Below are 20,846 nucleotides of genomic sequence, written 5' to 3'. Positions count from 1 at the left end.
GGCCGCACGCAGGGGCGGGCGGAGCTGGCAGCGCGGCCGTGGGCCGGTGCCGTATGCTGAACCCATCATCGCGCGTCGCCGGGCTCGCCGCCAGTGAGCGGCGTCATCGATCGGCCCGCGCGGGGTGACAAATGTCACGAATTCACCTGCCAGAGATGCCGCAAGCTGTCATCCTGAGCGGAGGCGCGAAGCGCCGAAGTCGAAGGATCTTCGGCAAAGGAAGCCTCCCGTTCTCGAAGATCCTTCGACTCCGCGTCTTCGACGCTCCGCTCAGGATGACAAAGAGGGACATTCTTGCTCCTGCGGCGGCGCGCGACCTGCTACCATGGCCCCATGGAAAGAGTCGTCGACAAAGCCATCGTGCTCGTCTGCTGTCTGGCGGGCCTCGCCCTCGTGCCGTGGGAGCCCCTGCTGCTCGTGGCCCTGCTCGTGTCCGTGGTGGCCGCCGCAGCTGCCGAGGTGCTGCCGGGGCGTTGGGCGGCGCTGCCTCCTCTGGCGTTCTCCCTCGCCGCGCTCGCGCTGCCGACCTTCGCGTTGTTTCTGCCCCTCGCGGTGTACGACCTGGCGCGCGACAACCACCCCGCCGTGCGCGCGTGCTGGGCGCTGCCGGCGCTTGCCGCAGCTGTGCGCCTGCCGCTTCCCGCCACGTTCGTGCTGCTGCTGGGCTGCTCGCTGGCGTTTTTGCTGTCGTACCGCACGTATCGCTCCCAAACCGAGCAGGCCGCCTACCGTCTCCTGCGCGACAGCGTGCAAGAGACGTCGCTCGCGCTCGAAGAGAAGAACCGCGGACTGCGCGAGAAGCAGGATCTCGAGGTGAAACTGGCCACGCTGGCCGAACGCGGCCGCATCGCGCGCGAGATCCACGACAACGTAGGGCACCTGCTCACGCGCTCCATCATGCAAGTTGAGGCGCTGCAGGTGGTCCACCGCGACGACGAGCAGGTGCGCGGCGAGCTGACGCAGGTGGGATCCACGCTGCACGAGGCCATGAGCACGGTGCGCGCCAGCGTGCACGACCTGCACGACGACGCGTTCGACCTGGAAACGCAGCTTCGGGAGGCGGCGGCAGCTTGCGCGACGCTCGCCGTGGACATCGACTATCGCGCCTCCGACGTGCCGCCCGACGTGGGCTACTGCTTCATCGCCATCGTGCGCGAGGCGCTGTCGAACGCCGCCAAGCACTCGGACGCCAGCCGCGTGTCCGTGTCGGTGGCCGCCTATCCGGCGTTCTATCGCCTGATCGTGCACGACAACGGCTCCACGCCGCCACCGGCGGTCCTGCTCGACCGGCAGGGAGCAGAGGCGACGCCGGCCGCCACTGCCGGCCGCGGCATCGGCCTTGCCACGATGGCCGACCGCACCCGTGCGTTGGGCGGCATGCTCCGCGTCGACTACGACCAGGGATTCAAGGTGTTCGTCACCGTACCGAAGGAGGACCTCGCATGAGCGATACGCCAGCCGACCCCGTCCGCGTGTGCATCGTGGACGACGATCCGTTCGTCACCACGTCGCTCGCCACCATCCTGGCCGCCGAGCCCGACGTGACCGTGGCGGGCGAGGGGCACGACGGCGGCGAGGCCGCGGTGCTGTTCGAGCGCGAGCGCCCCGACGTGCTGCTCATGGACATCCAGATGCCGGGCACGGACGGTCTGGCGGCGGCCGAGCGCATCCTGGCCGCGCATCCGGACGCGCGCATCGTGTTCCTCACCACGTTCTCCGACGACGAGTACATCGTGCGCGCCCTGCGGCTGGGCGCGAAGGGCTACCTCATCAAGCAGGAGGTGGCCACCATCGCGCCGGCGCTGCGCACGGTCATGTCCGGCCAAAGCGTGTTGGGCGGCGAGGTGCTCGACCGCGTGGACGCCCTCGTGCGCGGCACGGCGGCGAGCGGAGCGGCTGCGCTCGTTCCGGCTCCCGAAACGGAGAGGGCCAAGACGGCGTCCATGCTCGACGGCCTGTCCGAGCGCGAGCGCGCCATCGTGGAGCAGGTGGCCGAGGGCCTAGACAACAAGGAGATAGCCGCGAAGCTCTACATCAGCGAGGGCACGGTCCGCAACCACATCAGCGCCATTTTGCAGAAGCTGTCTTTGAGGAACCGCACCCAACTGGCCATAACGTACTATCGAACTCGATAACCTCCAACCCTACGGGGCTACCATCGATGGGCGATTGTTGTTGCCAACCACTGCATGTAGTGTAGTTCCGTTTCCCGACCGTTGCCGAAAAATCTCGCCAAGGCGATCTCCCGTATGCTATGATAGTTTTCGTAAATGATACTTTAATCATACCAATTAGAGGAGAGCACCATGGCCCAGCACAGCGAACTGAAGGTTTCCGGCGTCGACGTGACCGTCGTCTACGCCAACGAGGACGACCAGCCGGTGACGACCGGCGAGGTGGAAGCGTACGTGGCCCGTGCCCACGAGCAGCACCCCCATCAGGTGCTGAGCTTTCTGAAGCTGGACGTGGACGGCGAGGACGTGGGTATCAGCTACGGTTTCGAGCCGGAGCCGTTCGATCGCATACGCCGCATCACGGGCTACCTCGTGGGTACGATGGATCGCTGGAACGACGCGAAGACCGCCGAGGAGTCCGATCGCGTCAAGCACGGCATCTCCCGCGACGAGCGCTCCTTCACCTGCGCCAGCGGCTGCTAGTTAGCAGTACGAACCCATGCGGGAAGCGGTGCCTCCCGCATGGGGCGCCCTTCCGTTAGCCCAGGATGCGGGCGAATTCCTTCTCGGCGTCTTCCTGCAGCTTCGCGTCGATGGCCACGTAGGCGTCGAGCAGCTTGTTGCCGGCCTCGGTCAGGGTGCTGCCGTGGGCGCCGTCGCGGTCGAGCAGCTGGATACCCAGCGCCGCCTCGGTGTCCTTCACGATGCGCCATGCCTTGCTGTAGGCCATGCCCATGCCCTTGGCCGAGGCGTTGAGCGAGCCCGTCTCGCGCACGCCCAGGCACAGGTTCGCTATACCGCGGCCGAACAACGATCCGCTTTCGGAATCGGGGTTCATGATGGACAGCCTGATGGTGGGCTTCAGGTTCGAAAGTTCGCTCATAATCTATCCTCGTCCTTCTCTTGTCGTGTCCACCGCCGTTGCGGGAACCGTCAATCGTTTTGTCCAGAAGCCGCTGCGTCGAGCCTCTCCAGGAAGCGCAGCGCCGCCGCTTCGATGTCGTCCGTGCCGTTGTCTATGACGTCGGCGAATCGGATGGGCAGGCCGTCGAGCTCGGCCAAACCGCGGGGCACGTCGCGCTTGCCCGTTTCCCGTGCGATGAGCTCGTTCAGCGCGCAGCCCGTGAGCGCGGCCACGTCGGCGGGCAGCGCCGCACCCGGTTCCAGGCCGTGCAGCGCGCGATACACGTTGTCGCCGAACTTCGCCCAGTGGGCCGTACTCACCACGAGCACGGGGTTCTCGCCCCGCAGGTTCTCGGCCGTGCGGTAGGCCACGGCCGTGTGCGGGTCCAGCAGGTAGTCGTGCTCGTCGAACACGCGCTTGATGGTGTCCAGGCACGTGGCGTTGTCGATGGAGTCCGACGCGAACGTGGCGCGCACCTGCGCGAACGTGTCCGCATCCACGCGGAACGCGCGTTTCTCGCGCAGGTCGGCCATCCAGCCGGCGATGGCTTCCGCATTGCGGCCCGTGAGCTCGAACAGCTGGCGCTCCAGGTTCGACGACACGAGGATGTCCATGGACGGCGACGGCGTGAGCACGAAATCGCGGTCGGCTATGTCGTAGGTGCCCGTGTTGATGAAGTCGGTGAGCACGCGGTTCTCGTTGCTGGCGCAGAAGAGCATGCCCAGCGGAACGCCCATGCGCTTGGCGTAGTAGGCGGCCAGGATGTTGCCGAAGTTGCCGGTGGGCACGCACACGTCCAGCTCGTCGCCCAGCCCCAGCTTGCCGTCGGCAACGAGTTGCGCGTAGGCCGACACGTAGTACACGATCTGGGGCATGAGGCGCCCCCAGTTGATGGAGTTCGCGCTGGACAGCGCGATGCGGTGGTCGGCTTGCAGCTTTTCGGCGAACGCGGCGTCGCCGAACACGTTCTTCGCGCCGGTCTGGCAGTCGTCGAAGTTGCCGTGCACGCCCCACACCTGCACGTTGCCGCCGCGCTGCGTGGCCATCTGCTTGTGCTGGATGTCGCTCACGCCGCCGTCGGGGTACATGACGCCGATGCACACGCCGTCCACGTCGCGGAAGCCCTCGAGCGCCGCCTTGCCCGTGTCGCCCGACGTGGCCACCAAGATGAGGAAGTCGTGGTCGAGCTTCCCCTGCTCGCGCAGCTGGGCGGCGCTGGCGGAGAAGAACCGCGGCAGGCACTGCAGCGCCATGTCCTTGAACGCGCTCGTGGGGCCGTGCCACAGTTCCAGCACGTGGGTGTTCGCGGTGAGCGAGGTGATGGGGCAGATGCGCTCGTCGTCGAAGTTGTCGCCGTAGGCCTGCTCCATGAGCGCATCGACGGTTTCGTCGGGCAGGTCGACGTCGAACGCGCGGTAGATGCGTGCCGCACGTTGCGCATAGGGCAGCTGGGCCAGCGCCGCGATCTCCTCCAAGGAAAGCTCCGGGACGCGTTCGGGCACGTACAGCCCGCCGCCCGCCGCCAACCCGTCGACGACGGCTTCTGTGAACGTGACCGGGCGCGCGCTGGCCCCCCGCGTGTCGATGTAATGGTTTGCAGCCATGTCCTGCGCTTTCTGCTCGAATCCCCTCGGCCTATTATCCATTCACAGTATACTATGTTCCGAAAACAACGAACGCGGCGCAAACGCACGTTTTTCATCCAATACCCAATTCCCGCAAACCCGTAAACAATTCGAAATCGCGCATGGACTCCCTGCGGAGAGCCGCTGTCCTGGTGCTCGGTCGGTTGACGGTCTGGGCGACGCCTCTCTTCGATGGCTCGCCGGGCTCTTCCAAGAAAAAGTTTGCCAAGGCTTTCATTTTTCGAAAGTTTGCTATAGAATACTTTTTGTTATACGAAGCTAACTGATGGGAGCCGACATGAGCAACGCAACGGTAGCGAGTGCGAACGGACGGGCGGCCGGGTACGCCGGCGCGAGCGTCATGGCCGGTGCCTCGCGCCACCAGATGCCGCTGTCGTTCATGAAGAACGGCGAGACGGCGACGATCGCGAAGGTGCGCGGCAAGGGCGACTTGCACCATCATCTGGAGAACCTGGGATTCGTCGAGGGCGCGCGGGTGACGATCATGTCCGAGGCTGCGGGCGACCTCATCGTGGAGGTCAAGGGCACGCAGGTCGCGCTCAACAAGCAGATCGCGTCCCGCATCATCACGAACGCCGCCGCGTAGCGCGCCGTTCCGGAGGCTCGATTTCCGCGCTTTCGTTTTTTTCGTCCTCGTTTTTCGGCACTCGATTCTTGGCCTTTTTTACGTACAAATGTTTCACGTGAAACAGCGTGCGAGTCGACAGGCTATTGCGTGTGCCGGCGTGCGGGCCGACGCGTTTTCCGCTGTCATCCTGAGCGAGGCGACCGCAGAAAGCGCAGCCGAAGGATTCCACGCGGCGGCAGCCAAAAGGGTTGCGGCTGGCGTTGTGCAGAGCCTTTCGGCGTGCTTCGCTCGTTGCGAGACGGCGAAAGCGCCGGGCGCTTGCCCGAATGCGAGCGCATCCCATCGATCTAAGTTAGCAATGCACGGGCAATGGGCGAAAAGGAAGGGAAGGAACATGGGAGAAGGTCAAAAAACGCTGCGCGACATCGCTATCGGCGAGTCGGCAACGGTACGTCGCCTGACGGGCGAAGGCGCCATCAAGCGCCACATCATGGACATGGGCATCACCAAGGGCACGGACGTGTTCGTTCGCAAGGTCGCGCCGTTGGGAGACCCCATCGAGGTCACGGTGCGCGGCTACGAGCTGTCGCTGCGCAAGAGCGAAGCCGAGAGCATTCTGGTTTCGCTGGCCTGACGGCCAGCGAAACGTGCCGACTGCTGCGCCGCGCAGCAAGTCCCTTCAGGGGTGGCTTTCCGTGGCACTCCATCTTGTCGCGCTGGCTTGGGCTCACGTGCGGAAGCACGCTTCGCCCAGCCCATCACGCCAATCTGGAGCACCACGAAAACCCTCGCTGACCTCGGCGGACCAGCGGCTTTGCTTTCGCGCTTCGCGCGAATAGCGCCTCGGCGCTTATTTTTTGGGAGTGAGTTAGTTACAGTTAACTTCGAGTACAGGCACGGCGCGACGCTGGGAAACGCCGGACCGTGCAAGGAACGTGGGAAAGGCAGAACATGGGAATTCGCATAGCGCTTGCCGGCAACCCGAACTGCGGCAAGACGACGATGTTCAACGACCTGACCGGAGCCTCGCAGTACGTGGGCAACTGGCCGGGCGTGACCGTCGAGAAGAAGGAGGGCGCCTACACGCACGCCTTGGACGTGACCATCACGGATCTGCCGGGCGTCTACTCGCTTTCGCCGTACTCACCCGAGGAGATCGTGACGCGCGACTACCTGCTGGACGGTGGCCCCGACGCGGTCATCAACCTGGTGGACGCCACGAACATGGAGCGCAACCTCTACCTGACGACGCAGATCCTCGATCTGGGCCTTCCGGTGGTCGTGGCCCTGAACATGATGGACCTGGTGGAGAAGAACGGCGACAAGATCGACGCGGCGTTGCTCTCCAAGAAGCTGGGATGCCCCGTGGTGGAGACGTCGGCCCTCAAAGGCCGCGGCATGGACGACCTGCTGGAAACCGCCATCGACGCGGCGAAGAAGGGAGCGCCCGCCGCGCCCGACATGCGGTTCGCCCCCGAAGTCGAGGAGGCGCTGGCGAAGGTCATCGACGTGCTGGGCGCGCGCGTGACGCCGAACGTGGCCCGTTGGTTCGCCATCAAGCTGCTTGAAGGCGAACAGAAGACCATCGACCAGCTCAACCTGCCCGCCGGCGACCTCTCCGCCATCGCCGCCGTTCGCGAGGCGCTGGAGGATCGTATGGACGACGACGCCGAGAGCGTCGTCACCGGCGAGCGTTACGACGCCATCGGCGACGTGGTGTCCGACACCGTGAAGAAGTCGCTCAAGGGCACCACCACCACGCAGAAGATCGACCGCGTGGTGACGAACCGCTGGTTGGGCATCCCCATCTTCGTGGTCATCATGTTCCTGGTGTACTACATCTCCGTGTCCACGGTGGGCACGCTGTTCACCGACTGGGCCAACGACGGCGTGTTCGGCGACGGCTGGCTCTACACCGGCACCGAGCAGTACGACGAGGCCGTCGGTGCTTGGGAAGAGAACGTGGCGGCTGCCGAAGAGGCGGGCGCGACCGAAGGCGAGCTGGCGCTTCTGGCCGAGGAGGAGCCCGATCCCGCCGAGTTCGGCGTGTACGTTCCGGGCCTCACGCCCGTGGCGACCGACGCGCTCGAATCCAACGGAGTGGCCCCTTGGCTCGTGAGCCTCGTCGTCGACGGCATCATCGCCGGCGTGGGCGCGGTGCTCGGCTTCGTTCCCCAGATGATCGTGCTGTTCTTGCTGCTGTCCCTGTTGGAGGCCTGCGGCTACATGGCGCGCGTCGCGTTCATCATGGACCGCATCTTCCGCAAATTCGGCCTGTCGGGCAAGAGTTTCATCCCCATGCTCATCGCGTCGGGTTGCGGCGTGCCCGCGGTCATGGCCACCAAGACCATCGAGAACGAGAAGGACCGTCGCATGACCATCATGACGACGACCATGATCCCCTGCGGCGCGAAGCTGCCCATCATCGCGCTCGTGTTCGGCGCGATCGCCGGTGCGGACGCCGCTTCCACCTGGTGGATCGCCCCGGTGTTCTACTTCCTGGGCGTCATTGCCATCATCATCTCGGGCATCATGCTGCGCAAGACGAAGATGTTCGCCGGCGAGGCCACGCCGTTCATCATGGAGCTGCCCCAGTACCACATTCCGGCTGCGAAGAACGTTCTTCTGGCCACGTGGGAGCGCGTGAGGAGCTTCATCGTGAAGGCCGGAACCATCATCTTCCTGTCGTCCATCGTCATTTGGTTCCTCATGAACTTCGGGTTCTACGAGGGCGCGTTCGGCCTGCTGGACACCGAGATGGACGGCTACATCCAGTACAGCCTCATGGCCGGTCTGGGCAACGCCGTCGCGTGGGTGTTCGCGCCGCTCGGCTTCGGCAACTGGGAGTCCACGGTCACGTCCATCACCGGCCTCGTGGCCAAGGAGAACGTCGTGGCGACCGTCGGCATCCTCACGAGCCTCGGCGATGCGGGCGAGGCCGATCCGTCCATGTGGATGGCGTTCGGCGCCCTCATGGGCGGCAGCGTGCCGGCCATCCTGGCCTTCTGCGCTTTCAACCTGCTGTGCGCCCCGTGCTTCGCCGCCATCGGCACCATCCGCCGCCAGATGGCCTCGGCCAAGTGGACGTGGTTCGCCATCGGCTACATGACGGTGTTCGCGTGGGTCGTGGCGCTGATGATCTACCAGTTCGGCATGCTGCTGGGCGGCGGCGGGTTCACCGTGTGGACCGGCGCGGCGTTCGCGGCGTTGGTCGCCATGTTGTTCCAGCTGTTCCGCCCCATGCCGAAGTACGACGGCTTGGGCGGTGCCGCGCGGCTCGAGGCCGAGAAGAACGCTGCGTAGGCGCGTCCGTTTAGAAAGGTAGAAGCCCATGTTGTCTTTGGATATGAACCCGGCCACCGTCGTTATCGGAATGATCGTCGCAGCGCTGGCCGTGTTGGCGGTGCGCCGACTGATGAGGCGCGGAACCTGCGACTGCCACGACCACTGCGGCGACAAGCCGGCGGGAGGGGGCTGCGCAGGTTGCTCCGGATGCGGGGCCGTGGACGTCATGGTCGCCGACATGGAGCGCGCCGCGAAGCAGGCGAGCGTTCGACCGTAGCGCATCCTCGTCGCATCCATCAGGCGGCAGGGCCGGGCTTTTGCCCGGCCCTGCCGGTTTTGAGGCACGACGCCGCAGGCTCTTGCCGATATGTGAAGGAATTGTAAACCAAGGGAAACTTCTATTGACCGCAACAGTAAGTTAGCATAGACTAACAAATGTCAGAAAGCGACAGCGGGATTCGAAAAGCGCTCGACAGGCGCCGACGACGGGCATCGCTCTCTGCCTCCTCTTCTTGCTGACACGGCGGCGAAGGCTCCTCTCTCGTCTGGCCTGATCGCCGCACAGCATCGCCGGCGGGGATTCCCCCCTCTTTTCCCCGCCGGCACTCCTCCTCTTCTCTCCTGACGGCGCTTGCCGGCAACCCGAAGGCGACCTTTCGGGCCGGGGGCGCGGTGTGGTACCATGGGCGAGGCGCGAAGGAGGGTTTCCCTTGGAAAAAATGTCTATGTCGCACGAGGACTATCTTGAAGCCATCGTCATGCTGGGCGGCACGACGGAGGTGCCGGTACGCTCGGTTGACATCGCAACGAAACTCGGCGTTTCCAAAGCCTCGGTGAACAAGGCTGTGACCTCGCTGAAAGAGAAGGGCCTTGCCGATCAGCCGTATTACGGCGACATCACGCTCACGGAAGAAGGCTACGCCTACGGCTCGTCGGTGCTCGACCGCCACCACATGCTGTTCACGTTCCTTACGAAGGCGCTCGGCATTCCCGAAGAGCAGGCCGAGAAGGAGGCTTGCCTCATGGAGCACGCCATCAGCGACGAGTCGTTCAAAAAATGGAGTTCTTATATTAAGAAGCTCAGTCTTTAGCCACCTGGAAACGCCGCCTCAAGCGGCGTTTTTCGTGCTGGCGCTCGCGTTTCAACGGTTTCCCAACATACCGGCGAGCCCCTCGCGCGCGGTGGCGGGTGCCGTGCTTCTGTGGTATCCTTGACGAAGCTTCTGGCATTACACCCACCATCAACGAACCACGATGCTAAGAGGAGCGCACTCCATTGGGCAACCAAGCGAATATCCTTTCGTTTGACGAGGCGAAACGTGAAACGGGCGCAGCGCGTCCGTCCTCTGTTGCGCCGGGAAAGTCCACGCGCAGGCATCCTGCCGCCGGCAGGGTGCAGAGTGCTTCCTCTCGTCGTTCCAGCGCCCGCGTGGCCTCTTCGGCCGCCCGCGTATCCGGCACGGCGGGCAGCGCGTCGCCGCGTTCCGCCGTCACCGCATACTCCGAGCGCAGCTCCCGCGCCGCGCGAGGCGATTCCTCGCCACGTCGCGGAGCCCACGCCAAGCAGAGCGTCGTCGACGAGGTCGACGAGGCGCAAGAAGCTCCCGAGAAGCGCTCGCGCTTGCAGGAGCTTCGTCGCAAGCGCCAGAAGGGCCGTGCCGACAAGAAGTTCGACAAGCAGTTCGGCGGCGGCAGCCGCACGAGCGATGCGGCGGCCACGGGTTCGCGCGCAGCCGTGTACAAGGGTGAGATGGGCACCAACCACAAGCGCGCCGCGCGCATGCAGAACGATGCGGCGGGGAAGACCCGGACGTTCTCGCTGGCCGCGCTCAACCCGCTTGCCGTGCTCTCGGCATGGAAGCGCTCGCCCAAGTTCATAGCCGGAACCGGCGTGCTGGTGTGCCTGCTGCTTTCGTGCTGGTTTTTGTACGCTCCCGCCCAGCAGCTGTACCACTCCGTGCGCGAGCACGATCGGCTCGAGGCGGAGTACGCGGCCATCGAGCAGCGCAACGCCTCGTTGGAATCCGAGGTGGGCGCCCTGCAGACGGACGCCGGCATCGAAGACCGGGCGCACGAGCAGTTCGGCTGGGTGCCGGAGGGCTACCAGACCGCCAACGTGCACGGCCTTTCCGATGACGGAGGCGAAGGGTCGGGCTCCGGCTTCACGGCCAACATCGTGCCCGGCAGCATCGAGGCGCCCGAGACGTGGTACTCGCCGGCGCTCGACGTTCTCTTCGGCGTGAAATAGGCTGCCGGCGCTCTCTATTACCAGGTCCATCTGCGCACGAGGAGGAACCGACAACCCCATGGCTTCCCATTTGATTGATCCCACGCCCTCCTGCTCGGCGGCCGGCGCGCTGCGCCCCGGCCGCTACGCCGCCATCGACATCGGCACGGTGACGTGCCGCATGCTCGTGGCCGACATCGACGACGCGGGCGCGCTGCACGAACTGCGGCGCGAATACGCCATCACGAACCTCGGCGAGGACGTGGACGCCACGGGTATGCTGAAGCCCGAGGCCATGCGCCGCGTGGCCGAGGTCGTCGCGCGCTATCGAGGAATACTCGAAGAATGCGCTCCGACGGACGGAAGCCCCGTGACCGTGACGGCCGTGGCCACGTCAGCCTCGCGCGATGCGGGGAACGCCGACGAATTCGTGTCCATGCTGGCCGACTTGGGCGTGACGCTTGCCGTCGTGCCGGGCGAGCGCGAGGCGGCGCTGTCGTTCGCAGGTGCGTCGTGCGATTTTGCGGGCGAGCGCCTTCTCGTGGTGGATGTGGGCGGCGGATCGACGGAGCTCGTTGCGGGCCAGGCAGGAGGCCAGCCCGTGCAGGCGCACTCGTTCAACATCGGATGCCGACGCGTGACCGAGAAGTTCCTTGCTGCCGACCCGCCCGCCGCAGGCGAGCTCGATCGTGCCCGTGCTTGGATCGCGGACGGCATGCGGCCCTACTTCGAAGACCTGCGCGCCAGCGGGTTCGCGCTCGAGCGCGTGGTGGCCGTGGCCGGCACGGCCACGAGCGTGGTGGCCGTGCACGAGCACATGGCGGAGTACGACTCGTCCCGCGTGCATCGTTCCGTGGTCGAGCGGCCCGTGCTCGACGAGGTGTACGCGCAGCTCGCCGGCGCGACGCTGGACGAACGCCGCCGCACGGTGGGGCTCGACCCCGGCCGGGCACCCGTGATCGTGGCGGGCCTGGTTATTCTGCAGGTGGTTCTGGATTTGGCGGGCATGCCCTCGTTCACGGTGAGCGAATCGGACATCCTGCACGGCATCGTCTTGGACGCGGCAAGGGTGGCCGAATAGGGCGGGCGCGCGTTTGGTCGGGGCGGCTCGTCCCGATCGCGTCGAAAATTTGCTACCATATACAAGCTGCCTTCGGCAAGCCCCGCGCAATGCGGACGCTTCGCCGGGGCGAGCGCGGTCGCGTGGGAGCGTGGCGGAATTGGCAGACGCAGCGGACTTAAAATCCGCCATCTTCGGATATGTGGGTTCGAGTCCCACCGCTCCTACCAGGTTGGACAACGCGCAGGCGGGCACTCGCCCGGGATATCCCGGCGGGGCTCGAACCGATGAGGTGGTTTCGCGCTGCTTATGCAAACCCTCGTATACATCCGGCAGAGCATGCAGTTTTCACGTAGATGACGGTGCCGGTCGCCTTGCCGGTTCATGGCGCGCGAGGCGATTGTGGTACGATTGCTCAAGCGTCTGCGCCGAGCGTGGTCGGCGCGTTAGGGCAATGTCTATCCGTCTATCGAAGAAAGCGTTATGGACAACATCAACGACATCATCGCGGCTGTCGAAGAGCCGCCCGAAACCTTCGAAGAATACCTCACCTGCTACGCCGATCGGGTCGGCGCGCTGGTGAACTCGTACATCCCCCAGGGCTCGCACCCTGACATGAACCGGTACCTGTACGATCCGTTGACCGCGTACAGCCAAAACGGCGGCAAGCGCCACCGCCCGCTCATCTGTTTCGCTGCCTGCCGCGCGGTGGGCGGCGACATGGTGCGCGCCACGAGCGCCGCTGCCGCCATCGAGCATTTCCACTCGGCCGCCCTCATCCACGACGACATCGCGGACGAGGCGGAGCTGCGCCGCGGCGAGCCGTGCCTGCATCTCACGGAAGGGCTGGGCCTGGCCATCAACATGGGAGACTTGGCGCTGTCGTTGGTGAACGGTACGGTAATCAACGACCCGCTGCTCGACGACGCGTGCAAGGTGCGCGTGGTGAACGAGCTCATCGAGATGACGCGCCGCACCATCGAGGGGCAGGCGCTCGACATCGGCTGGGCGCGCGACGGCCGCTACGACATCACGCCCGAGGACTACCTCGTCATGGCCACGCACAAGACGGCGCATTATTCGGGTGCCGTGCCGCTGGCCATCGGTGCCATCATCGGCGAAGGCACCGAGACCGAGGTGGAAGCGCTGCGCAACTACGGCCTGGACACGGGCCTCGCGTTCCAGATCCAGGACGATCTGCTGAACCTCGTAGGCTCCGAGGAAAGCACCAAGAAGGACTTCCGCAACGACATCACCGAGGGCAAGCGCACGCTCATGGTGGTGCACGCGCTGCAGCATTCCGTCGATCGGGATCGCCTTATCGACATCCTTTCGTCGAAGGAGAAGGACCCCGAGGTGCTCGCCGAGGCCGTGGACATCATGGAGGCGTCCGGCAGCATAGAGTACGCGCGCAACTACGCCGAGAACCTCACGAGCATCGCGAAGAACCGCCTGGTGGACATGGTGCGGCCTTCCACGTCGCGCGATTTGCTCACCTCCATGGCCGATTGGTTCGTCAACAGGTTGAAGTAGGTTGCTCCGGCGGCCTGCCGGCCGCCGGAACCCCTCGACGCTGCGGCCCGCCCTCGCTGACTTACTACGCCAACCTGCGCCTTGCCTCTGTTGCTTTGGTGAAACCCCCTTTGCGCATGTCGGAGGGTGTTCGCCCTGCGGTACCATGACCTCATGGAAACCATCAAACGACACGACACGGGCGCTGCGGTCGAGGACGTGCAGCAGCGCCTCGCCACCATCGGGCTGCTCGACCAGGCCGCCGTCGACGGCGTGTTCGACGAGCGGACCGCAGCCGCCGTGCGGGCCTTCTGCATCCAGGCGGGCTTGCCTGCCGGCGAAGACGTGACCGACAAGGTTTGGTCGACGCTCGTGGACGCCTCGTACTTCCTGGGCGACCGCACGCTGTACCTGCGCATGCCGCACTTCCACGGCCACGACGTCGAGGAGCTGCAGCAGGCGCTGGGCGCGCTCGGATTCGCCTGCGGGGCGAACGACGGCATCTTCGGCGCGTACACCGAGCTGGCCCTGCGCAAGTTCCAGCTCAACTTGGGTCTGCCGTCCGACGGCATCGCGGGCGCGTACACCTATTCGGCCATCCGCAACCTGCATCATTCCTGGGAAGGCAAGGAAGCCGTGCACGAGGCCGTTCATCTGGGATTCGCCCGCGCGGCCGACGTGCTGGAGCACAATGCCCTGTGCCTGTTCGGAACGCGCGACTTCACGCGCAGCGTGGCCTCGCGCATGTCGAACCTCGCCTTGGCCACGAGCCCTGCTTCGAAGATCGTGAGCGCGGATTCTCTTCTGGTGGCTCCCGACCGGGACATGCTGCTTGTGCACATCGTGCTGGCCGAGGAGGACACGGCCGAGGCCGTGCCGCGCGTGAGCTTCGACGACGAGGCCACGTTGCCCCTGCGTTTGGAGACGGCCATCGGCGTGGCCGACTCCGCTGCGCCGTCGCGCATAGCCGTGGAGCTGCCGGGCACCGTGTGGGAAGACGCCGGCGAGGGCCGCTCGGCGCAGCACTTCGCCATCACCCTGCTCGACGCCCTGTGCTCCGCGCTGTCGTAGTCCCGGCGGTTTGACGACCGCCGGGACTGCTCGACACTGCGAGGGCGCCTCTCGCTGACTTACTGCGCCAACCTGCGTGTCCGGTATATTCTGCTGCGGCGTTTTCTACTGTCCGAGAGCGGGGTCGTCATCATCTTCTTCGCCGATGCGGTCCAGTTGCTCGCGCTCTATCTGTCCAATGCTTTTTTCGGGCGTGGGGAGGTCCTCTGGCATGGTTCCTCCAAGTGAGACTATGGTACTGCGCACGGCGCTGCCGACCGTGCGATGAATTCCGCTTGCAGGCTCGAGACCTTGGGGCTCTTCGCGTCGCATTTTGGCTTCGGTCTGCGTGATGCGAAACAGGTTCGCCGCCAATTCTTCGCTGCCCATATGGTCGAGTATCTTCTGAGTTTTCTTTAGGCGCTTTCGCTTGTGAATATCTTTCGCGGTTAGTCCTCCGTATAGGCCCTGGTATCCCGCATTTTGGAAAGCTGCATAGTCGATGCTCGTCTTGACGCCGGCCTTTTCGGCTGCATCTGCCAGCATCAGATTCCAATGCCGCACGTCGCCGCGCACGACGAGGCGCTTGCTGTCCTCGTCGAGCGCGTTGAAGGCGTCGGCTATCTCCTGGCGCCGCGTTTGTATGGCGAAGTAGGTCTGCCCGAGCGCGATGACTTCCTTGCGCGGATCGCCGTTCTGGACAACGAGATAACAGGCGTAACGGGAGAGGCGGTAGTCCTTGACGGTTCGCCTGCCGCCCTTTCCGATCTCGATCATTTTTCCGACCTTGGAAAAATGATCTTGAACAGGTATTTTGCTGTGACTGCATGCAAGCATCGCACGATCTAGCGCATCCTGGAACCGGTGCCACGTGCTGTACTCCAACACTGGCGCCAACTCGCGGGCAAGCCAATATTCGTTACCGAATTCGTCTCGATGCTTGAGTTTCTCGAATGGAGCGTATTCGGGTGCGTTCAGCTGCGCCATGGCGTCCTCCTTGATTCGCTTCTCTTGGAATCGGAACGGGCGAGGCCGCGTGGCGAATAATCGCCTTCCCTTTTGAATGTTATAAATAGTAACAAATGTTCGCTAATTGTGCAAGAATGCAGAGTTCGATCTTAAGAATCTATCCCGCTTAACTTGATTATCTATCTGCGTGCGGAAAGACCCCCCCTGCGCGACCTACACCAATCGGTGTATTTGCGTGTCGGTTCGATGACGTTTTTGCTGGGTATGTCGGAGTGGCGCGACGTGCCTTTTATACTTGCTGCCAAGCAACTTCGACGAAAGCAGGTCATCATGGCTGAAGACACGAACAACACCGATCAGGGTGCCCCCGTTCCTCCTGTGCCCGAGCCCTCCGAGCCCGCGCAGTCCGTTCCCCCCGTGCAGCCGCAGCAGCCTCCCATGGGTCAGCAGATGCCGCCGCAGCAGCCCTATCAGGCTCCGCAGCCGGCGTATCAGCCCCAACCGCAGCCCATGTACATGCCCGCGCCGCTCATGCAGCTCACCGGCGGCATGAAGTTCGGCTGGTTCGTCGTGGGCGCGCTCATGGGCATACCCGGCATCGTCATCTCGTGGCTCGTGAACGTGGACAAGCTGCCGCAGGTGAAGAGCGAGGCTCTGAAGTGGACCATCATCGGCTTCGTCGTGTGGATCGTGCTGGGCATTCTCATCGGCCTGGCCATCGGCGGTATGGTGACGGCAATGGTGGCCGGAGCCATGGGTTCGGCCGGCTACTACGGCTACGACTACCACGGCACGTGGTAAACCGTAGCGCATTTCTGGAAAATAGCTTCACAATGAAGAGCCCCTCGGGGCTCTTCTTCATGCTGGAGTGGTGGAGTGGTACAATCGATGACGTTTTCACGAGACCCACCGCACAAAGGAGCGCACATGCCACGTCCCATGACCATGGCGGAGAAGATACTCGCCGCCCATGCGGGACTCGACGAAGTGGAGCCGGGTCAGCTGATCGAATGCGATCTCGACCTTGTGCTGTCCAACGACGTCACGTCCCCCATCGCCATCAAGGAGTTCCGCAAGATCGGCGTCGAGAAGGTGTTCGATCCCACGAAGATCGCCCTCGTTCCCGACCACTACGTCCCCAACAAGGACATCAAGAGCGCCGAGCAGGCCAAGATCGTGCGCGACTTCGCGCGCGAGCAGGGCATCATCCACTACTACGAGGTGGGCTGCATGGGCGTCGAGCACGCGCTGCTTCCCGAGCAGGGCGTCGTGGGTGCGGGCGACCTCATCATCGGCGCGGACAGCCACACTTGCACGTACGGCGCGCTGGGCGCGTTCGCCACGGGCGTGGGCTCCACCGACGCCGGCGTGGGCTACGCCACCGGCAAGGCGTGGTTCAAGGTGCCCGAGTCGCTGCTGTTCAAGATCGAGGGCGAACTGGCCCCCGGCGTCACCGGCAAGGACGTCATCCTGCACATCATCGGCATGATCGGCGTGGACGGCGCGCTCTACCAGGCCATGGAGTTCACCGGCAGCGCCATCCGTTCCATGGGCATGGACGAGCGCATGAGCATCTCGAACATGGCCATCGAGGCGGGCGGCAAGGCCGGCCTCATCGAGGTCGACGACGTGACGCGCGCTTATTTGGACGGCCGCACCGAGCGTCCCTACACCGAGTACCACTCCGATGCAGACGCCGCGTACGCGAAGGTGTACGAGATCGACGCCGCCTCCATCGTGCCCACCGTGTCGTTCCCTCACCTGCCTTCGAACACGCGCCCGGCCGCCGAGGCGCGCGACGTCAAGATCGACCAGGCCGTCATCGGCAGCTGCACGAACGGCCGCATCGTCGATATGCGCCAGGCCGCCGACGTGCTGCGCGGCCGCACCGTGCATCCCGACGTGCGCTGCATCGTGATCCCCGCCACGCAGGCGGTGTATCGCCAGTGCATGGAGGAGGGCCTTATGGACGTGTTCCTCGACGCGAACTGCGCCGTGTCCACGCCCACGTGCGGCCCGTGTCTGGGCGGCTACATGGGCATCCTCGCCGCGGGCGAGCGCGCCATCGCCACGACGAACCGCAACTTCGTCGGCCGCATGGGCGACCCCACCAGCGAGGTGTACCTGTCCTCGCCGGCCGTCGCTGCGGCAAGCGCCGTGCTCGGCCACATCGGCCTGCCGGAAGACCTGGACTAGGGAAGGGGAGCGACCATGCAATTCAAAGGAACCGCGCACCGTTACGGGCGCGACGTCGACACCGACGTCATCATCCCGGCCCGCTATTTGAACACGTCCGATCCGGCGGAGCTCGCGAAGCACTGCCTGGAGGACCTGGACACGTCGTTCGTCGAGCGCGTGAAGCCGGGCGACATCATCGTGGCCGATGAGAACTTCGGCTGCGGGTCGTCGCGCGAGCACGCCCCCATCGCCATCAAGGCGGCAGGTGTCGACGTGGTCGTGGCCAAGAGCTTCGCGCGCATCTTCTACCGCAACTCCATCAACACGGGTCTCGCCATCATGGAGTGCCCCGAAGCCGTGGACGCCATCAAGCAGGGCGACGTGGTGAGCGTGGACGCCGACAGCGGCGTGATCGTGGACGAGACGACGGGCGCCACGTTCCAGGCGCAGCCGTTCCCGCCGTTTATCCGCGAGATCATCGAGGCGGGCGGGCTCATCAACCGCACGCGTCAGAAGTTGGGCAAGGAGTAGCGTCATGACCAAGAACTACGACATCTGCCTACTGCCCGGCGACGGGATCGGGCCGGAGATCATCGCCGAGGGCGTGAAAGTGCTCGACGCCGTGGGCGCGAAGTACGACACGGCGTTCTCCTACACCGAGGCGCTGCTGGGCGGGTGCGCCATCGACGAGGCGGGCACGGCGCTGCCGGACGAGACGCTGCGCGTGGCCGAAGCGTCCGACGCGGTGCTGCTGGCCGCCGTCGGCGGCCCGAAGTGGGACACCACCGATCCGTCGAAGCCGCGTCCCGAACAGGGCCTTCTGGGCATCCGCAAGGCGCTCGGCCTGTACACGAACCTGCGTCCCGTGCAGATATTCAACGCGCTCGCCGACGCGTCCACCTTGAAGCCGGAAATCGTGGACGGCGTGGACATGATGATCGTGCGCGAGCTGACGGGCGGTTTGTATTTCGGCCGTCGTGAGCGCTTCTACGACGAAGCGGGCTGCGGAACGGACGGCGCGGCGGGTCAGCGCGCCTACGACACGCTCGAGTACCGCGAGTACGAGGTGGAGCGTATCGCGCGCCAAGCGTTCGAAGCCGCGCGCAAGCGCCGCAACAAGGTGACCAGCGTCGACAAGGCGAACGTGCTGGAGACCAGCCGCATGTGGCGCGAGATCGTGCACCGCGTGGGCGCCCAGGAGTACCCCGACGTGGAGCTTGAGGACCTGCTCGTGGACAACACGGCCATGCAGCTCATCAGCCGTCCCGTCGACTTCGACGTGGTGGTGACGGAAAACATGTTCGGCGACATCCTGTCCGACGAGGCGGCGCAGATCACGGGCTCGCTCGGCATGCTGGCCAGCGCATCGCTCGGCGACGGAACGGCGCTCTACGAGCCCAGCCACGGCAGCGCGCCCGACATCGCGGGGCGCGGCATCGCGAACCCGCTCGCGCAGATCCTGTCCGTGGAGATGATGCTGCGCTACAGCTTCGACATGAACGAGGCCGCCGACGACATCCGCCGCGCCGTGACCGCCGTGCTCGACGAGGGTTGGAGCACGGGCGACATCAGGCAAGCCGACACTTCCGCCGACAAGATCGTCGGCACCGTGGCGATGGGCGACCTCGTGGTGTCGCACTTGTAAAGGTGTTCGTCCGGCCGCGATGGGAGGTCGGCTCGCACGTCGTTTAGTGCGGTAGAAGGCACCATGAAAGTTTTACCGCATCTCGCTGCGACGGAAGGGTCGCATGAGAATTGCCCGCCAAGTTGAGAAGACTCCGCCGGGCGGGCAGCTGCCCGCCCGGCGGAGCACGATACGAAGATGTATGACATGCGGCGAGCGCGCGATGCGCTCGCCGCATGATTTTTCTGCAGGGAACAGGTTTGCGCAGGGCGGCCGGCAGGCCGCCCCTACGGGGATTGCCGCGTTGGCGGCTCTCCGGTTCTCGCGGCGCGTGGTCTTGCGCGCGGCGTCGGGCGCCTGCCTTCGGTTGCGGCCTTCCGGGTTCGTTGTCTTCTGGCGCTAGCGAGCGGCCTCTGCTCTCGCTTTCTCGGTCAGCACGTCGCCCTTCCGCACGTCGTCGGGTAGGCCGGCCTTCGGCATGTCGAGCGTGCCCGCTTTCTCGCGGCGGCGCAGATCCCACAGCATGAACGCCGCGACTGCGATGAAGGCGCTGCCGCCCAGGATGCCCACGGGCATGGGGCCGACGAACGGGTTGCCGCCCGTGACCGAGAATATAATGCCCGCGGCTGCGAGCGCGTTGACGGCCCCGTGGCCGAAGGCGGCGGCCAGGCAGCTGCCCGTGCGCACGGTGACGTAGGTGAAGAAGATGCCCAAAACGATGCAGAACACGCACATGGCCGCGATGCCCGCGAACGGCCATCCGGGATAGCCCACGCCGTAGTTGTGCCCGATGATGGTGAGCGGTGCGTGCCACAGCCCCCAGATAACGCCCGTGACCAGCAGCGTGGGAACGATGCGCAGGTGGGTGGCCATCTTCGGCACCAGGTAGCCGCGCCAGCCCCATTCCTCGCCGAACGTCGTGACGATGTTGAGCACGGGACCGAGAAACACGGCGAAGGGAAGCTGCGCGAGCAGCATCATCTTGATGGCTTCGGCGGGCATTTCGGCTCCTCCGGACGCGGCGGCCTGTTGCGTCGCGGCCACCATCGTCGACATGTTGGGATCGAAATCCTGCGGAAACGCGAGGAAGTACACGGCCGCGCCGATGAAGGCGAGCAGGGCCGGTCCGAACCATGCGATCAAAAACCACGGCAGCGTCTTTTTGAATCCGCGCGGTTTGATGACGCAGTTCTTGAAGCCTTCGCGCGTGACCAGGCGCGTGATAAGCACGCCTAGGGCGGGGAAGAACATGGCCGCGCCGGTGACGAACTGGGCGGCCACGTCGGGCACGCCTGCGAGGCCCCCTGTGGCGATGGGGTAGACCACCCCGAATTCGTAGGCCCACGTGAGCCCGAACGTGACGGCCAGGAAAATGACGATTCGCTTCATTGTCGCATCCTCTCTCGCTTTCGCACGCTATCGCGCGATAGCGCTCCGGCGCGCTATCGCGCTGGCGCATTCGTTTTTTGATGAACGAAAATGCGAATGCAGTGCACCTGCTCCGTCTTCGCTTTCTCTTCCGCTCCTATCTTGGCGCTTCGTCGCACGGTACATCCTTCGCTGTAAAAACGTACAAATGTTTCACGTGAAACATTTGGAAGCTGCGTTGTTCTGCGTCTAGCCTTCGGCTTCGCCTTGTGCTTGCGCTT

The 20,846-nt window shown here is 64.9% G+C and carries 20 protein-coding genes and 1 tRNA gene; 17 read left to right on the top strand and 4 right to left on the bottom strand.

Going from position 1 to position 20,846, the window contains the following annotated elements; all coding sequences use genetic code 11:
* Nucleotides 1–333: 333 nt before the first annotated feature.
* From C1878_RS09360 to nrdD, 3 genes are all read left to right on the top strand, one after another.
* On the top strand, nt 334–1,446 hold the full coding sequence (locus C1878_RS09360) for a sensor histidine kinase (protein WP_114601427.1): 1,113 nt from the start codon (nt 334–336) through the stop codon (nt 1,444–1,446).
* Entirely contained in the window at nt 1,443–2,135 is a 693-nt protein-coding gene (locus tag C1878_RS09355) for a response regulator transcription factor (RefSeq protein WP_114601356.1), read from the top strand. The genes C1878_RS09360 and C1878_RS09355 overlap by 4 nt, the downstream gene beginning before the upstream one ends.
* Before the next feature lie 171 nt (nt 2,136–2,306).
* The gene (gene nrdD, locus C1878_RS09350) at nt 2,307–2,657 is read left to right on the top strand and encodes an anaerobic ribonucleoside-triphosphate reductase (protein WP_114601355.1); all 351 of its coding nucleotides are present in this window, start codon (nt 2,307–2,309) and stop codon (nt 2,655–2,657) included.
* A gap of 55 nt (nt 2,658–2,712) precedes the next feature.
* On the opposite strand, the gene C1878_RS09345 is transcribed toward nrdD, so the two are convergent.
* Together C1878_RS09345 and thrC are read right to left on the bottom strand one after the other, a co-directional pair.
* Complete coding sequence (locus C1878_RS09345) at nt 2,713–3,057, bottom strand: winged helix-turn-helix domain-containing protein (protein WP_114601354.1); 345 nt, start codon at nt 3,055–3,057, stop codon at nt 2,713–2,715.
* A 50-nt stretch (nt 3,058–3,107) separates the two neighbouring features.
* Nucleotides 3,108–4,682, bottom strand: a complete 1,575-nt coding sequence (thrC, locus tag C1878_RS09340) for a threonine synthase (protein ID WP_199519319.1) — start codon at nt 4,680–4,682, stop codon at nt 3,108–3,110.
* Between the two features lie 319 nt (nt 4,683–5,001).
* Here thrC and C1878_RS09335 point away from each other — a divergent pair, with 319 nt between their 5' ends.
* The 10 genes from C1878_RS09335 (at nt 5,002) to C1878_RS09290 (ending at nt 14,447) form a co-directional block, all read left to right on the top strand.
* Nucleotides 5,002–5,310: a FeoA family protein gene (locus C1878_RS09335; protein ID WP_241963682.1), complete on the top strand. Its 309-nt coding sequence runs from the start codon at nt 5,002–5,004 to the stop codon at nt 5,308–5,310.
* 376 nt (nt 5,311–5,686) lie between these two features.
* Nucleotides 5,687–5,926: a FeoA family protein gene (locus C1878_RS09330; RefSeq protein WP_114601352.1), complete on the top strand. Its 240-nt coding sequence runs from the start codon at nt 5,687–5,689 to the stop codon at nt 5,924–5,926.
* Nucleotides 5,927–6,243: 317 nt separating this feature from the next.
* Nucleotides 6,244–8,595: a ferrous iron transporter B gene (locus tag C1878_RS09325; protein ID WP_114601351.1), complete on the top strand. Its 2,352-nt coding sequence runs from the start codon at nt 6,244–6,246 to the stop codon at nt 8,593–8,595.
* A gap of 28 nt (nt 8,596–8,623) precedes the next feature.
* Entirely contained in the window at nt 8,624–8,854 is a 231-nt protein-coding gene (locus C1878_RS09320) for a hypothetical protein (RefSeq protein ID WP_114601350.1), read from the top strand.
* A 433-nt stretch (nt 8,855–9,287) separates the two neighbouring features.
* Nucleotides 9,288–9,668, top strand: a complete 381-nt coding sequence (locus C1878_RS09315) for a metal-dependent transcriptional regulator (RefSeq protein ID WP_114601349.1) — start codon at nt 9,288–9,290, stop codon at nt 9,666–9,668.
* A gap of 338 nt (nt 9,669–10,006) precedes the next feature.
* Nucleotides 10,007–10,825 carry a septum formation initiator family protein gene (locus tag C1878_RS09310; protein ID WP_241963681.1) on the top strand — a complete coding sequence of 273 codons (819 nt, stop codon included), beginning with the start codon at nt 10,007–10,009 and terminating at the stop codon, nt 10,823–10,825.
* A gap of 58 nt (nt 10,826–10,883) precedes the next feature.
* Nucleotides 10,884–11,885 (top strand): Ppx/GppA family phosphatase, encoded by a 1,002-nt coding sequence (locus tag C1878_RS09305; protein ID WP_114601348.1) that lies wholly within the window; start codon nt 10,884–10,886, stop codon nt 11,883–11,885.
* Nucleotides 11,886–12,009: 124 nt separating this feature from the next.
* Nucleotides 12,010–12,094: transfer RNA gene (locus C1878_RS09300), tRNA-Leu, on the top strand.
* Between the two features lie 253 nt (nt 12,095–12,347).
* Nucleotides 12,348–13,397, top strand: coding sequence for a polyprenyl synthetase family protein (locus tag C1878_RS09295; RefSeq protein WP_114601347.1), 1,050 nt, complete (start codon nt 12,348–12,350; stop codon nt 13,395–13,397).
* Between the two features lie 153 nt (nt 13,398–13,550).
* Complete coding sequence (locus C1878_RS09290) at nt 13,551–14,447, top strand: peptidoglycan-binding protein (RefSeq protein WP_114601346.1); 897 nt, start codon at nt 13,551–13,553, stop codon at nt 14,445–14,447.
* Between the two features lie 105 nt (nt 14,448–14,552).
* On the opposite strand, the gene dinD is transcribed toward C1878_RS09290, so the two are convergent.
* Nucleotides 14,553–15,413 carry a DNA damage-inducible protein D gene (gene dinD, locus C1878_RS09285; RefSeq protein WP_114601345.1) on the bottom strand — a complete coding sequence of 287 codons (861 nt, stop codon included), beginning with the start codon at nt 15,411–15,413 and terminating at the stop codon, nt 14,553–14,555.
* 312 nt (nt 15,414–15,725) lie between these two features.
* Between dinD and C1878_RS09280 the strand changes: the two genes are divergently transcribed.
* The 4 genes from C1878_RS09280 to leuB all read left to right on the top strand — a co-directional run bounded on the left by C1878_RS09280 (nt 15,726) and on the right by leuB (nt 19,218).
* A complete protein-coding gene (locus tag C1878_RS09280) occupies nt 15,726–16,196 on the top strand; it encodes a spore coat protein SP96 (protein WP_114601344.1) in 471 nt (156 codons plus the stop codon).
* A 126-nt stretch (nt 16,197–16,322) separates the two neighbouring features.
* Entirely contained in the window at nt 16,323–17,591 is a 1,269-nt protein-coding gene (gene leuC / locus C1878_RS09275; protein ID WP_114601343.1) for a 3-isopropylmalate dehydratase large subunit, read from the top strand.
* A 15-nt stretch (nt 17,592–17,606) separates the two neighbouring features.
* On the top strand, nt 17,607–18,104 hold the full coding sequence (locus tag C1878_RS09270; RefSeq protein ID WP_114601342.1) for a 3-isopropylmalate dehydratase small subunit: 498 nt from the start codon (nt 17,607–17,609) through the stop codon (nt 18,102–18,104).
* Nucleotides 18,105–18,108: 4 nt separating this feature from the next.
* A complete protein-coding gene (gene leuB, locus C1878_RS09265) occupies nt 18,109–19,218 on the top strand; it encodes a 3-isopropylmalate dehydrogenase (protein WP_114601341.1) in 1,110 nt (369 codons plus the stop codon).
* A 378-nt stretch (nt 19,219–19,596) separates the two neighbouring features.
* Here the strand turns inward: leuB and C1878_RS09260 are convergent, their stop codons facing one another.
* A complete protein-coding gene (locus C1878_RS09260) occupies nt 19,597–20,586 on the bottom strand; it encodes a CPBP family intramembrane glutamic endopeptidase (RefSeq protein WP_114601340.1) in 990 nt (329 codons plus the stop codon).
* Between the last annotated feature and the right edge of the window lie 260 nt (nt 20,587–20,846).

The sequence above is a fragment of the Gordonibacter sp. 28C genome (assembly GCF_003339845.1).
Lineage (GTDB): Bacteria > Actinomycetota > Coriobacteriia > Coriobacteriales > Eggerthellaceae > Gordonibacter.
This window is presented reverse-complemented; position numbering and strand designations above follow the sequence as displayed.